General features: G+C 51.2%; 13 protein-coding genes. 6 read left to right on the top strand and 7 right to left on the bottom strand.

Features of this window, described 5'->3' with window-relative positions:
• Nucleotides 1-51: 51 nt before the first annotated feature.
• From gpsA to IB222_RS00565, 4 genes are read right to left on the bottom strand one after another with little or no spacing between them, the layout of a single operon-like run.
• Nucleotides 52-1,071 carry an NAD(P)H-dependent glycerol-3-phosphate dehydrogenase gene (gene gpsA / locus IB222_RS00580; RefSeq protein ID WP_003827328.1) on the bottom strand — a complete coding sequence of 340 codons (1,020 nt, stop codon included), beginning with the start codon at nucleotides 1,069-1,071 and terminating at the stop codon, nucleotides 52-54.
• Nucleotides 1,071-1,538, bottom strand: a complete 468-nt coding sequence (gene secB / locus IB222_RS00575; protein WP_003024155.1) for a protein-export chaperone SecB — start codon at nucleotides 1,536-1,538, stop codon at nucleotides 1,071-1,073. Before secB ends, gpsA begins: the two co-directional genes overlap by 1 nt.
• A 46-nt stretch (nucleotides 1,539-1,584) precedes the next feature.
• Nucleotides 1,585-1,836, bottom strand: a complete 252-nt coding sequence (gene grxC / locus IB222_RS00570; protein WP_003024152.1) for a glutaredoxin 3 — start codon at nucleotides 1,834-1,836, stop codon at nucleotides 1,585-1,587.
• 52 nt (nucleotides 1,837-1,888) lie between these two features.
• A complete protein-coding gene (locus tag IB222_RS00565) occupies nucleotides 1,889-2,320 on the bottom strand; it encodes a rhodanese-like domain-containing protein (RefSeq protein ID WP_003024148.1) in 432 nt (143 codons plus the stop codon).
• Between the two features lie 249 nt (nucleotides 2,321-2,569).
• Between IB222_RS00565 and gpmM the strand changes: the two genes are divergently transcribed.
• The 3 genes from gpmM to IB222_RS00550 are packed head-to-tail and all read left to right on the top strand — an operon-like array spanning nucleotide 2,570 to nucleotide 6,346.
• Entirely contained in the window at nucleotides 2,570-4,114 is a 1,545-nt protein-coding gene (gene gpmM, locus IB222_RS00560) for a 2,3-bisphosphoglycerate-independent phosphoglycerate mutase (RefSeq protein ID WP_149384373.1), read from the top strand.
• A gap of 33 nt (nucleotides 4,115-4,147) precedes the next feature.
• Nucleotides 4,148-5,407 (top strand): murein hydrolase activator EnvC, encoded by a 1,260-nt coding sequence (gene envC / locus IB222_RS00555; protein WP_231504629.1) that lies wholly within the window; start codon nucleotides 4,148-4,150, stop codon nucleotides 5,405-5,407.
• A gap of 3 nt (nucleotides 5,408-5,410) precedes the next feature.
• The gene (locus tag IB222_RS00550; protein WP_003024138.1) at nucleotides 5,411-6,346 is read left to right on the top strand and encodes a divergent polysaccharide deacetylase family protein; all 936 of its coding nucleotides are present in this window, start codon (nucleotides 5,411-5,413) and stop codon (nucleotides 6,344-6,346) included.
• On the opposite strand, the gene IB222_RS00545 is transcribed toward IB222_RS00550, so the two are convergent.
• A complete protein-coding gene (locus tag IB222_RS00545) occupies nucleotides 6,347-7,381 on the bottom strand; it encodes a glycosyltransferase (protein ID WP_003827319.1) in 1,035 nt (344 codons plus the stop codon).
• Nucleotides 7,382-7,865: 484 nt separating this feature from the next.
• Here IB222_RS00545 and IB222_RS00540 point away from each other — a divergent pair, with 484 nt between their 5' ends.
• Nucleotides 7,866-8,552 carry a lipopolysaccharide core heptose(II) kinase RfaY gene (locus IB222_RS00540; protein ID WP_003827317.1) on the top strand — a complete coding sequence of 229 codons (687 nt, stop codon included), beginning with the start codon at nucleotides 7,866-7,868 and terminating at the stop codon, nucleotides 8,550-8,552.
• 52 nt (nucleotides 8,553-8,604) lie between these two features.
• Here the strand turns inward: IB222_RS00540 and tdh are convergent, their stop codons facing one another.
• Nucleotides 8,605-9,630, bottom strand: a complete 1,026-nt coding sequence (gene tdh, locus IB222_RS00535) for an L-threonine 3-dehydrogenase (protein WP_003024132.1) — start codon at nucleotides 9,628-9,630, stop codon at nucleotides 8,605-8,607.
• 9 nt (nucleotides 9,631-9,639) lie between these two features.
• Complete coding sequence (kbl, locus tag IB222_RS00530; RefSeq protein WP_149384372.1) at nucleotides 9,640-10,836, bottom strand: glycine C-acetyltransferase; 1,197 nt, start codon at nucleotides 10,834-10,836, stop codon at nucleotides 9,640-9,642.
• Nucleotides 10,837-11,050: 214 nt separating this feature from the next.
• On the opposite strand from kbl, the gene rfaD reads away from it, so the two are divergent.
• Both rfaD and rfaF read left to right on the top strand, forming a co-directional pair.
• The gene (gene rfaD, locus IB222_RS00525; protein WP_003827312.1) at nucleotides 11,051-11,983 is read left to right on the top strand and encodes an ADP-glyceromanno-heptose 6-epimerase; all 933 of its coding nucleotides are present in this window, start codon (nucleotides 11,051-11,053) and stop codon (nucleotides 11,981-11,983) included.
• Nucleotides 11,984-11,985: 2 nt separating this feature from the next.
• Entirely contained in the window at nucleotides 11,986-13,032 is a 1,047-nt protein-coding gene (rfaF, locus tag IB222_RS00520) for an ADP-heptose--LPS heptosyltransferase RfaF (protein ID WP_148361323.1), read from the top strand.
• Nucleotides 13,033-13,035: the final 3 nt, after the last annotated feature.

The following is a 13,035-nucleotide window of genomic DNA, read 5'->3' as shown; positions in this document are numbered from 1 at the left end:
ACCGATCCGTTCTTCGCGGATCGGGTCGTTATATTCAACAGTTCCTTACAGCTAGTGGCGACTCAGCTCGTCCTTGCGTGCACGGCCTAATAACGTCAATGCTGCCTCGCGCGCGTTTTTTCCGCAATACAATACTTGATAAATTTCCTCGGTTATTGGCATCTCAACACCAAAACGGTGCGCCAATTCACGAACTTCTTTCGTATTGCGATAGCCTTCAACCACTTGGCCAATTTTGTCCTGCGCACCCTGCACGTCCATCCCCTGGCCGAGCATCATGCCAAAACGACGGTTGCGCGACTGGTTGTCGGTACAGGTCAGCACCAGATCGCCTAAACCCGCCATCCCCATAAAGGTGGCAGGATCGGCCCCCAGCGCCGCACCAAGACGAGACATTTCGGTCAGCCCACGGGTGATCAATGCGGTTCGTGCATTCGCGCCGAAACCGATGCCGTCAGACATCCCTGCGCCAATGGCAATGACGTTTTTCACCGCACCGCCAAGCTGTACGCCAATGAAATCCGGGTTGCTGTATACGCGGAAGCTTTTGCCGCAGTGCAGCAACTGCTGGAGATCGTCAGCAAAGGTGTCGTCCGTCGAGGCCAGAGAAATCGCCGTCGGCATGCCCGCAGCCAGCTCTTTGGCGAACGTCGGGCCGGAAATAACCGCCAGTGGAATTGAGTCCCCCAGCGCTTCACGCGCGACATCCTGCAGCAGACGCCCTGTTTCCGCTTCCAGACCTTTTGTCGCCCAGACCAGTCGTGCGTCAGAACGCATCAATGGTTTGATGTTACGCAGCACTTCGCCAAAGACGTGGCTCGGCACCACCACCAGAATATTACGACTGGCGGCCAGCGCTGTGGCTAAATCACTTTCCAGGCGCAGCGTGTCGGGAAAAGGCACATCAGGAAGGAACGCGACGTTGCAGCGATCGTGCTCGAGAGTCGCGATATGTTTAGGATCATGGCCCCACAGGACAACCTGATGGCCATTTCTTGCCAGGGTGATGGCAAGAGCGGTGCCGTACGAGCCGGCACCAATCACAGTCATTGAAGCATTACTTTGGTTCATCAGGCATCCTGATGTTCTTCAGTACCTTCGCCAGCCTGCTGCTGTAAATAGTTCATGAACAGCGCATCAAAGTTGACCGGCGCAAGGTTCAGTTGCGGGAACGTACCGCGTGAAACCAGGCTGGTGATGCATTCGCGGGCATACGGGAACAGAATGTTCGGGCAGTATGCGCCCAGGCAATGCGCCATTTGAGTCCCTTCGATACCACTGATGGAGAAAATACCGCCCTGCTGAACTTCGCACAGGAACGCAGTTTCTTCACCCAGGGAAGCCGTTACGGTGACACGCAGCACTACTTCATACACGTCATCTGCCAGTTGGGTAGATGCGGTATCAAGATCCAGTTTAACCTCTGGCTGCCAATCTTTCTGGAAAACATGCGGTGCATTTGGCGCTTCGAAAGACACATCCTTGGTATAAATACGTTGGATCTGGAAAGCCATTTCAGTGTTATTTTGTTCTGACATGTTGAGAAAACCCTTTAGTGTTGTCCTTTAAATACTTCGGTACGCCTTAACGCAGCAGCGGATCCAGTCCACCACGCGCATCCAACGCATACAAGTCGTCACAACCACCAATGTGCTGTGCATCAATAAAAATCTGCGGAACCGTAGTACGGCCACTGCGCTTGATCATCTCTTCACGCTTCACGGCATCACCGTCAATCGGAAGCTCCTGGAAACTCACACCCTTGCTGTTTAACAGCGCCTTTGCGCGATGGCAAAACGGGCAGGTTGCTTTGGTATAGATCTCAATATTGGCCATGACTTATCTCCAGTGTTCTTTTTACCCTGCGGCATGAAAGAAGACGGGTAAATTACTTGCCGCGAACCAGTGGCAGATTCTCACCACTCCAGCCCGCTACGCCATCTTTCAGTACAGACACCTGCTCAAAACCGGCTTTGATCAGCGCAGTTGCTGAATCCTGGCACTGCATGCCTGAGCCATCAACCACAATAACAGGTTTGTTTTTGTGTTTTTCCAGTTCGCCAAAGTTGTTGGCTTTGATTTCGCTCGGCAGCAGGTTAGTGGAGCCAGCGATATGACCTTTGCGGAAGTCGTCGCGCTGACGTAAATCCACGACAACGGCGTCTTCTTTATTGATGAGACGTGTGGCTTCTCCGCGCGTAATCACCTTCACTTTGGAAGTCAGGCTCTTAAACGTGGTAAATAATACAGCCGCCAGTAACGCAATCCAGGCGATACTCAATACAGGGTGGCGACTAACAAATTGCATAATTTCTTGCATGGGGGGTAACAACTCCCGACTCAGTGATTAAAAAAACCAGGAAAGGAGTATACCTGCGCGTTGGCGCAAATACAGCCAGAGCGTGCATTGGATTGCATTTTTGCGGGGCGCTACGGAAAAAAAAACCTAAAACCACGCCCTCTGCGGCGCGCTCTGGTCGATTATTTGATCTTCCGGGGCTACTTTATCGATTCAGCTGTAGTAAAATTACGCAATTATTTTTTATCTATTAAGTGTGAGGTTGTCGCAATGTCGGTTTCTAAAAAACCTATGGTACTGGTGATTCTGGATGGCTATGGCTATCGCGAAGACAGCCAGGATAACGCCATCTTTAATGCCAAAACCCCGGTAATGGATGCCCTGTGGGCAAAACGTCCGCATACCCTGATTGATGCGTCTGGCCTGGAAGTTGGCCTGCCCGATCGCCAGATGGGCAACTCCGAAGTCGGTCACGTCAACCTGGGCGCGGGCCGCATCGTGTATCAGGACCTGACCCGTCTGGATGTAGAAATTAAAGAGCGTACTTTCTTCGCTAACCCGGTGCTGACCAATGCGGTCGACCAGGCAAAAAATAGCGGCAAAGCGGTACACATCATGGGTCTGCTCTCTGCGGGCGGTGTTCACAGCCACGAAGATCACATCATGGCGATGGTAGAAATGGCTGCTGAACGCGGGGCTGAGAAAATCTATCTGCACGCTTTCCTTGATGGCCGTGATACTCCGCCACGCAGCGCTGAACATTCACTGCAAAAATTCGAAGAGAAATTTGCTGCGCTGGGCAAAGGCCGCGTAGCGTCCATCATCGGTCGTTACTACGCGATGGACCGCGACAACCGTTGGGATCGCGTTGAACAGGCTTATGACCTGATGACGTTGGCCAAAGGCGAGTTCCAGTTCGCTACGGCGGTTGAAGGCCTGCAGGCTGCTTATGCCCGCGACGAAAACGATGAATTCGTGAAAGCGACCGTGATCCTTGCTGAAGGCCAGGCTGAAGCCGCCATGGAAGACGGCGATACGCTGATTTTCATGAACTTCCGTGCTGACCGTGCGCGTGAAATCACTCGTGCGTTTGTTAACGCTGATTTCGACGGCTTCGCCCGTAAGAAAGTCGTTAACCTCAACTTTGTGATGCTGACCGAATACGCGGCCGACATCAAAACTGCGGTTGCTTACCCACCAGCATCTCTGGCTAACACCCTTGGCGAGTGGATGGCGAAGCACGACAAAACGCAGCTGCGTATTTCCGAAACCGAAAAATATGCGCACGTGACCTTCTTCTTCAACGGCGGCGTAGAAGAGCCGTTCAAAGGCGAAGATCGCATCCTGATCAACTCGCCGAAAGTTGCGACCTACGATCTGCAGCCAGAGATGAGCTCTGCTGAGCTGACCGAAAAACTGGTTGCGGCGATTGAGAGCGGAAAATACGACACCATCATTTGTAACTACCCGAACGGCGACATGGTTGGTCATACCGGGGTGATGGAAGCAGCGGTTAAAGCGGTTGAAGCGCTGGATCACTGCGTTGAACAGGTCGCGAAAGCGGTTGAATCCGTTGGGGGTCAGTTGCTGATCACCGCAGACCACGGTAACGCAGAGCAAATGCGCGATCCGTCCACCGGTCAGGCGCATACTGCGCACACCAACCTGCCCGTTCCGCTGATTTATGTCGGTGGCAAGAACGTTAAAGCAGTCGAAGGCGGCAAACTTTCTGATATCGCCCCGACGATGCTGACGCTGATGGGTATGGAAATCCCGCAAGAGATGACTGGTAAGCCGCTGTTCATCGTGGAATAATCCCTCCCCATGAGGGGAAAGGCGATTAATACCATCACTCGGGCCGTGAAACCGCGTAAGTTTTCAGTCAGGCCCTTGTTCTACGCCAGCGCGCTTAGCGCTGGCGTATTGCTGTGCGCCTTTTCCGCCCACGCGGACGAACGCGACCAGCTCAAATCTATTCAGGCCGATATCGCGGCAAAAGAACGCGCGGTACGTCAACAACAACAACAACGCGCCACCCTCCTCGCTCAGCTTAAAGCTCAGGAACAAGCCATCGCCGTTGCCGCAAGGCAGTTGCGCGAAACGCAAAACTCACTGGCGCAGCTGAATGCACAAATCGCAGAGATGAACGCAGCACTCGCGAAGCTGGAAAAACAGCGGGCCGCACAAGAACGCAGCCTGGCAGCCCAACTCGACGCAGCTTTTCGCCAGGGCGAACACACCGGCATTCAGCTCATTCTTAGCGGTGAAGAAAGCCAGCGCGGGCAACGCCTGCAGGCCTATTTCGGCTATCTGAACCAGGCGCGACAGGAAACTATCGCGCAATTGAAACAAACCCGCGAAGAGGTCGACTCGCAAAAAGCCGAGCTGGAAGATAAGCAGAGCGAACAGCAGACGCTACTGTACGAACAGCGCGCTCAGCAGGCTAAGCTGGAACAGGCACGTAACGAACGCCAGAAAACGCTTTCGAGTCTGGAATCATCGATTCAACAGGGTCAACAGCAACTGGGCGAAATGCGCGCCAACGAATCCCGTCTGCGCAACAGCATTGCCCGCGCCGAAGCCGCAGCCAAAGCGCGTGCGGAACGTGAAGCACGCGAGGCGCAGGCAGTACGCGATAAGCAACAGGATGCGTCACGAAAAGGCTCAACCTATAAACCGACCGAAAGTGAAAAATCACTGATGTCGCGTACCGGCGGTTTGGGTTCGCCACGCGGTCAGGCATTTTGGCCCGTTCGTGGTCCAACTCTACATCGTTATGGCGAACAGCTGCAGGGTGAGCTACGTTGGAAGGGGATGGTTATTGGCGCATCCGAAGGCACCGAAGTTAAAGCCATTGCCGATGGTCGCGTCATTCTGGCGGACTGGCTGCAGGGCTATGGCCTGGTGGTCGTCGTTGAACACGGTAAAGGCGATATGAGCCTGTACGGTTATAACCAGAGCGCACTGGTCAGCGTCGGTACGCAGGTTCGCGCCGGGCAGCCTATAGCACTTGTGGGTAGCAGCGGCGGTCAGGGCAGGCCGGCACTCTATTTCGAAATTCGTCGCCAGGGTCAGGCGGTCAATCCACAGCCGTGGTTGGGAAGATAAGTTTTGCCACAACAATTTCGTCGTCTACTACTCTCTCTCGCCAGTCTGCTGGCCTTCGCAACACCTGTATTTGCTGGCAAACTCGCCATCGTCATTGATGATTTCGGCTATCGCCCACACACTGAAAACCAGGTACTGGCGATGCCTTCTACCATCTCCGTTGCCGTTCTGCCTAACGCCCCACATGCGCGTGAAATGGCAATCAAAGCGCATAACAGCGGGCATGAAGTCTTAATCCATCTGCCAATGGCGCCGCTGAGCAAGCAGCCGTTAGAGAAAGACACGTTACGCCCTGAAATGAGCAGCGAAGAGATTGAGAGGATCATTCGCGACGCGGTAAGCAAAGTACCGAATGCGGTCGGTCTGAACAACCATATGGGCAGCGCGATGACCTCCAGTCTTTTCGGCATGCAGAAGGTGATGCAGGCGCTGGAACGTTACGACCTCTACTTCCTGGACAGCATGACCATCGGTAACAGCCAGGCAATGCGCGCAGCGTCAGGTACCGGTGTGAAGGTCATCAAACGCAAAGTCTTCCTGGATGACACGCAAAACGAAGCCGATATTCGCCGTCAGTTTAATCGTGCCGTCGAGCTTGCGCGCCGCAACGGTTCCGCAATCGCCATTGGCCACCCTCACCCGTCTACGGTTCGCGTTCTGCAGCAGATGCTGTATAGCCTGCCAGCCGACATCACGCTGGTTCGTCCAAGCAGCTTGCTCAATGAACCACAGGTGGATACCTCCAGACCAAACCTCACGCCACCGAAGAACGGTACGCCTGATGCACCGCGTAATCCTTTCCGGGGGGTGAAATTATGCAAACCGAAACAGCCGTTAGAGCCGGTGTACGCCAGCCGCTTCTTCAGCGTGCTCGGCGAAAGCATCACCCAAAGCACGCTGGTGCAGTATATGCGCTTGCAGTGGCAGGGCTGGCAATAATCAGTCTTTACTATCCAGCGTTAAATGGGCCAGGCGGCGCGGCGTCAATGATTTATCGCGCCACTGGCTAAAACGGATAGCCCACAACAGCACCTGATAACCCAGCTTTACGCTGCAGATATTACTCACCATACGCTTGAACATACCCGATACAAATACTTCAGCAATCATGCGCTGGCGGATCTGTGGATCGGGTTCTTTGCGAATACAATGACATACTCGCAGTCCCTCATAAATCACTTGTTGCTTAAACTCAGGATAGATAGTGATGCGGTTAGCGTAGCTATGATTAAGTTCGTCCAGCAGGCGAGTGATCTTTATATAGTGCCGTTGATAGTTTAAATTCGCTTCACCCTGCCGCTTCATGTGGCTAATTGAGCCATCGTGTTGGTAGTATTTATATAATGGTTTTTCCGTATATTTCGCACGAGTGGCATTAAACATAAACACCGTACTCCACATGACATCCTGATGATGTAACCCAGGGATAAATCTTATATTGTGTTCTTTAATGAGGTCATTTCTATATACCCCCATCCAGAGAACATGCGTCCAGCGGCGCGAAGCAAGCCCCATACGCAACCAGTCTGGGCCGGAGAGAATACCGGTAGAACGCAGACGATCTGTTGGAATGGATACCCAGACTCGGGATGTTTCCCGCGAACTCCAGTCTGCGTTGCTTTGTACAACGTCAAGGTTGTCCTGCAAGGCCATTCCCATCAATGTCTCATACATCTCCGGATAGACTTCATCATCGGCATCAACGAATGCGATGTAATCCCCCACAGCGACATCCAGGCCAAGGTTTCGCGCGACAGAGACACCCTGGTTGGCCTGATGCAGCAGCCGAACATGGGGATATTTTTCTGCATAGTATTGCGCAATATCGACTGAGCAGTCCGTAGAACCATCATTTACAATAATGATTTCAAGATCTTTCCAGGTCTGAGCAATTAACGACTCCATACAGTCACGAAAGTAACTACCGGCATTATATAACGGGATAATAACGCTTAATTTATATTTACTTTGCATCGTAGGGTAATCATCTAATCTATGGGATTGTCGTTACTCTATCACCCAATTATTAAGATATTATTAAGGCTTAACAAGAGGTACAATTTCCAGAGAAATAGGCCAGCATTCCTATAAATTTATATTAGCTAGATTGATAACCTATTTACTTACACGTCCGAGAAACAAAAAACAGCACGAATAGCCAACTTAGTTGTTACCTGTGTATGACAAAGGATTTTGTTATACTAACTTGATCTCTATCACAAAATGAACAGTGCAAATGTAATGATGACCAAAGCACTCTTGCTACATTGATGCTTTAAGTCATGAAATTTTCATAACGTAAAGCAATTAATCAATTACTTTCAATTAGATAGAGCATAACACTGTTGTTTATGTGTCTTTTACATAAAAGCATGTATTAACTAACCACCGTCGATACAATTTTGTATAATACAGAGCATGACTATCCACAACAGATTAATATACGAAGGCGAATTTAATGAACATTAGTAAGGTTGAATTAAATGACTTTAATGTTTATTTCAAGAAAGAAAAAATTAATTTCCCTTTGTTGATGAAAAAAATATCAAATAATGAAATAAAAGGGAAACAACTGAATGCTGAAAATGGTTTTCGCAGCGTCCATCTTGTCGAATATGAAAATAAAAAGTTTATTGTCAAGAACGATCGTGAAATAGACAATCGCTTTGAAAAAAAAGCGCTAAACTTTATTTCCGGGCCCTTTTATTCACATATGATTAAACGACTGGCACGCTTAACTCCAGAGCAACGCGCCTGTACTGCAGATCTGTACTACGTTGCCGAAAAATGTCACTTTCGTCAATGTGTTGAAGTGTCAACCGTGCATGAATACATTGATGGAAAACCCCTTGCCGAAATCAATGAAAGTAATGCCGAAGAGGTGAAAAACTGTATTATTAAACTTCACAATGCAGGTCTTGCATCGAATGATATTCACCCTGGAAATTTTATTAGAACGCCATCTGGTGAACTTAAAGTTATCGATCTTTCATGCAAAGGCATTATGAAAATATGCCAGGCGAACGATATCCTCACGCTCCGGAATAAATACAATATCGATATTCAGGGTCATGGCTTCGTTTATAACCTGATTTTATTGAAAGAAAAGCTTCGCCGACTTTCACGAAAAATTCGCGGCAAGTAAAAAATAGCCAGATATTAATCATATCTGGCTATTCATTCTTACCGGCTTAATACTAATCCCAGCTCAGGATCACTTTCCCTGACTGGCCTGAACGCATCGCGTCAAAGCCCTGCTGGAATTCATCGATGGAGAATCGATGGGTGATGATCGGCGACAAATCCAGTCCAGACTGGATCAGTGCAGCCATTTTGTACCAGGTTTCAAACATCTCACGACCGTAGATACCTTTAATAAACAGCCCCTTAAAGATAACTTTGGTCCAGTCGATGGACATATCAGATGGCGGAATACCCAGCATAGCAATACGGCCACCGTGGTTCATGGTGTCCAGCATGGCGCGAAACGCTGGCGGCGCCCCGGACATCTCCAGGCCCACATCAAACCCTTCGGTCATACCCAGTTCAGCCATCACGTCGGTCAGATTCTCTTTCGACACGTTGACCGCGCGTGTGATACCCATTTTGCGTGCCAGCTCAAGGCGATACTCATTAACGTCGGTGATCACCACGTGGCGTGCGCCAACATGCTTCGCGACCGCCGCCGCCATAATACCGATTGGACCCGCACCGGAAACCAGCACATCTTCCCCAACCAGATCGAACGACAGCGCCGTGTGCACTGCATTACCGAACGGATCGAAGATAGACGCCAGGTCGTCGGAGATATTGTCCGGGATTTTAAATGCGTTAAATGCCGGGATCACCAGGTACTCCGCAAAGCAGCCAGGGCGGTTTACACCGACACCGGTCGTATTGCGGCACAGGTGAGTACGCCCACCGCGGCAGTTACGGCAATGCCCGCAGGTGATATGACCTTCGCCTGAAACGCGATCGCCGATTTTAAAGCCTTTAACTTCCTGACCGATGCCAACAACTTCGCCGACATATTCATGCCCAACGACCATCGGTACCGGGATGGTTTTTTGCGACCATTCATCCCAGTTATAAATGTGAACGTCAGTCCCGCAGATGGCTGTTTTACGGATTTTAATCAGCAAATCGTTATGACCGACTTCCGGTTCAGGAACGTCGGTCATCCAAATGCCCTCTTCCGCTTTCAGTTTGGATAACGCTTTCATTTCACATCCTCAGGCAATAACGCCCAGTTGTTTACCAATGCGTGTGAACGCCTCAACAGCACGCGTAATCTGCTCAGGGGTATGCGCCGCAGACATCTGGGTACGGATACGCGCCTGGCCTTTTGGAACCACCGGATAGAAGAATCCGGTAACGTAAATCCCCTCTTTTTGCAGCTCGCGGGCGAACGCCTGCGCCACTACTGCATCACCCAGCATGACCGGGATGATCGCGTGATCCGCACCGGCTAACGTAAAGCCTGCGGCAGACATTTGCTCACGGAACTGACGTGCATTCGCCCACAGGCGATCGCGCAGGTCGCTGCCAGCTTCAACCATTTCCAGCACTTTAATGGAAGCCGCAACAATCGCCGGTGCCAGTGAGTTGGAGAACAAATAAGGACGGGAACGCTGACGCAGCCACTCAACAACTTCTTTGCGCGCTGCGGTGTAACCACCGGATGCGCCGCCGAGTGCTTTACCCAGCGTACCGGTGATGATGTCCACGCGACCCATCACGTCACAGTATTCATGGGAGCCACGACCATTTTCGCCGACAAAACCGACGGCATGGGAATCATCAACCATGACCAGCGCGTCGTATTTATCCGCCAGATCGCAAACGCCTTTCAGATTCGCGATCACACCATCCATAGAGAACACGCCATCAGTGGCGATCAGGATATGGCGAGCGCCTGCTTCACGCGCTTCTTTCAGGCGAGCTTCCAGTTCCACCATACCGTTGTTGGCGTAACGGAAACGTTTTGCTTTACACAGACGCACGCCATCAATGATAGAAGCGTGGTTCAGGGCATCGGAAATAATTGCGTCTTCTGCGCCCAGCAGCGTTTCAAACAGGCCGCCGTTGGCGTCGAAGCAGGAAGAGTAAAGGATGGCATCTTCCATTCCGAGGAATGCCGCCAGTTTTTGCTCCAGTTGCTTATGGCTGTCCTGGGTACCGCAAATAAAGCGAACCGAAGCCATACCAAATCCGTGAGAATCCATACCCGCTTTTGCCGCTGCAATCAGTTCCGGATGGTTAGCCAACCCCAGATAGTTGTTCGCACAAAAGTTAATAACGTGGCTTCCATCCGCCATGGTAATATCCGCCTGCTGGGCAGATGTAATAATGCGTTCTTCTTTAAACAATCCTTCCGCACGTGCGGTTTCGAGATCGTTCGTTAACTGTTTGTAAAAATCCCCACGCATTTCAATTCTCCAGACTGGGCAAATTTCAGCACATATTACCCAAAGCTATACGTTGATACGAGATGACGCATCATCACTTCTTCAAAATGAAGCATAAATCACGTGTACCCGCACGGCTTATCGGTGAATGGCTGAAGCCTAAGCCATGTAGTGATATGATAGAAGTATTCGTGTCTGAGATTGTCTCTGACTCCATAATTCAAAGGTTACATTTATGATCATCGTTACCGGCGGCGCGGGCTTTATCGGCAGCAACATCGTTAAGTCTCTGAATGATAAAGGTATCACCGACATTCTAGTGGTGGACAACCTGAAAGACGGCACCAAGTTTGTTAACCTGGTGGATCTGAATATTGCTGACTACATGGACAAGGAAGACTTCCTGATCCAGATTATGGCCGGGGAAGATTTCGGCGATATCGAAGCGATTTTCCACGAAGGCGCATGCTCTTCAACCACCGAGTGGGACGGCAAGTATATGATGGATAACAACTATCAATACTCCAAAGAGCTACTGCACTACTGCCTGGAACGTGAAATCCCGTTCCTGTACGCATCCTCTGCCGCCACCTACGGCGGTCGCACTTCTGATTTCATCGAGTCTCGTGAATATGAGAAACCGCTGAACGTCTACGGCTACTCAAAATTCCTGTTCGACGAGTACGTGCGTCAGATCCTGCCAGAAGCCAATTCTCAAATTGTTGGCTTCCGCTATTTCAACGTCTACGGACCGCGTGAAGGCCACAAAGGCAGCATGGCAAGCGTTGCTTTCCACCTCAACACCCAGCTTAACAATGGCGAAACACCAAAACTGTTCGAAGGCAGTGAAAACTTCAAACGTGATTTCGTTTACGTAGGCGACGTAGCTGCGGTAAACCTGTGGTTCCTGGAAAACGGGGTTTCCGGCATCTTTAACCTCGGTACAGGTCGTGCGGAATCTTTCCAGGCCGTTGCCGATGCTACGCTGGCGTACCACAAAAAAGGCAGCATTGAGTACATTCCATTCCCGGAAAAACTGAAAGGCCGCTACCAGGCATTTACCCAGGCAGACCTGACGAACCTGCGCGCAGCGGGCTATGACAAGCCGTTTAAAACCGTCGCCGAAGGCGTCACGGAATATATGGCCTGGCTGAACCGCGACGCGTAAGTATGAAAATTTTGGTGGTTGGCCCGTCTTGGGTGGGCGACATGATGATGTCGCAAAGTCTCTATCGCACGCTCAAGGCGCGCTATCCCCAGGCGATAATCGACGTGATGGCACCTGCATGGTGCCGTCCGTTATTGTCGCGCATGCCAGAAGTCAACGAAGCTATCGCCATGCCGTTGGGGCACGGCGCGCTGGAGATCGGCGAGCGCCGTAAACTCGGCCACAGTCTGCGTGAGAAGCGCTATGACCGCGCTTTTGTGCTGCCTAACTCGTTTAAATCCGCTCTGGTGCCGTTCTTTGCGGGTATTCCCCATCGTACAGGTTGGCGTGGCGAGATGCGCTACGGTCTGCTAAACGATGCGCGCGTACTGGATAAAGACGCATGGCCACTGATGGTCGAGCGCTATGTGGCTCTGGCTTATGATAAAGGCGTGATGCTGACGGCCAAAGATTTGCCGCAGCCTCTGCTATGGCCACAGTTGCAGGTCAGCGAGGGTGAAAAATCGCTAACCTGTAGCCAGTTCTCCCTTTCAGCCGAACGCCCCATCATCGGTTTTTGCCCAGGTGCGGAATTTGGTCCAGCGAAACGCTGGCCACATTACCACTATGCAGAACTGGCAAAGCAGCTGATCGATGAAGGCCATCAGATTGTGCTGTTTGGCTCAGCAAAAGACCATGAAGCCGGCAATGAGATCCTGGCGACGCTGAGCGTTGAACAGCAGGCATGGTGCCGTAATCTGGCGGGCGAAACACAGCTGGAGCAGGCTGTCATCCTTCTCGCAGCCTGCAAAGCGGTGGTCACCAACGACTCTGGATTAATGCACGTGGCCGCGGCGCTGAACCGTCCACTGGTCGCATTGTATGGTCCAAGCAGCCCGGATTTTACGCCTCCGCTTTCCCACAAGGCGCGTGTCATTCGCCTGATTACGGGTTATCACAAAGTGCGTAAGGGTGATGCGGCAGAAGGCTATCATCAGAGCCTGATTGACATTACACCCCAGCGCGTACTGGAAGAACTCAACGATCTGTTGTTACAAGAGGAAGCCTGACGG

The sequence above is a fragment of the Citrobacter sp. C13 genome (assembly GCF_014596815.2).
Classification (GTDB): domain Bacteria; phylum Pseudomonadota; class Gammaproteobacteria; order Enterobacterales; family Enterobacteriaceae; genus Citrobacter; species Citrobacter portucalensis.
The sequence above is the reverse complement of the archived record's forward strand: the minus strand, read 5'-3'. Positions and strand labels throughout refer to the sequence as shown.

Excerpts from the sequence above, each read along its gene's own strand:
- gpsA (WP_003827328.1), bottom strand. The coding sequence starts at position 1,071 with ATGAACCAAAGTAATGCTTCAATGACTGTGATTGGTGCCGGCTCGTAC.
- secB (WP_003024155.1), bottom strand. The coding sequence starts at position 1,538 with ATGTCAGAACAAAATAACACTGAAATGGCTTTCCAGATCCAACGTATT.
- grxC (WP_003024152.1), bottom strand. The coding sequence starts at position 1,836 with ATGGCCAATATTGAGATCTATACCAAAGCAACCTGCCCGTTTTGCCAT.
- IB222_RS00565 (WP_003024148.1), bottom strand. The coding sequence starts at position 2,320 with ATGCAAGAAATTATGCAATTTGTTAGTCGCCACCCTGTATTGAGTATC.
- gpmM (WP_149384373.1), top strand. The coding sequence starts at position 2,570 with ATGTCGGTTTCTAAAAAACCTATGGTACTGGTGATTCTGGATGGCTAT.
- IB222_RS00545 (WP_003827319.1), bottom strand. The coding sequence starts at position 7,381 with ATGCAAAGTAAATATAAATTAAGCGTTATTATCCCGTTATATAATGCC.
- IB222_RS00540 (WP_003827317.1), top strand. The coding sequence starts at position 7,866 with ATGAACATTAGTAAGGTTGAATTAAATGACTTTAATGTTTATTTCAAG.
- tdh (WP_003024132.1), bottom strand. The coding sequence starts at position 9,630 with ATGAAAGCGTTATCCAAACTGAAAGCGGAAGAGGGCATTTGGATGACC.
- kbl (WP_149384372.1), bottom strand. The coding sequence starts at position 10,836 with ATGCGTGGGGATTTTTACAAACAGTTAACGAACGATCTCGAAACCGCA.
- rfaD (WP_003827312.1), top strand. The coding sequence starts at position 11,051 with ATGATCATCGTTACCGGCGGCGCGGGCTTTATCGGCAGCAACATCGTT.
- rfaF (WP_148361323.1), top strand. The coding sequence starts at position 11,986 with ATGAAAATTTTGGTGGTTGGCCCGTCTTGGGTGGGCGACATGATGATG.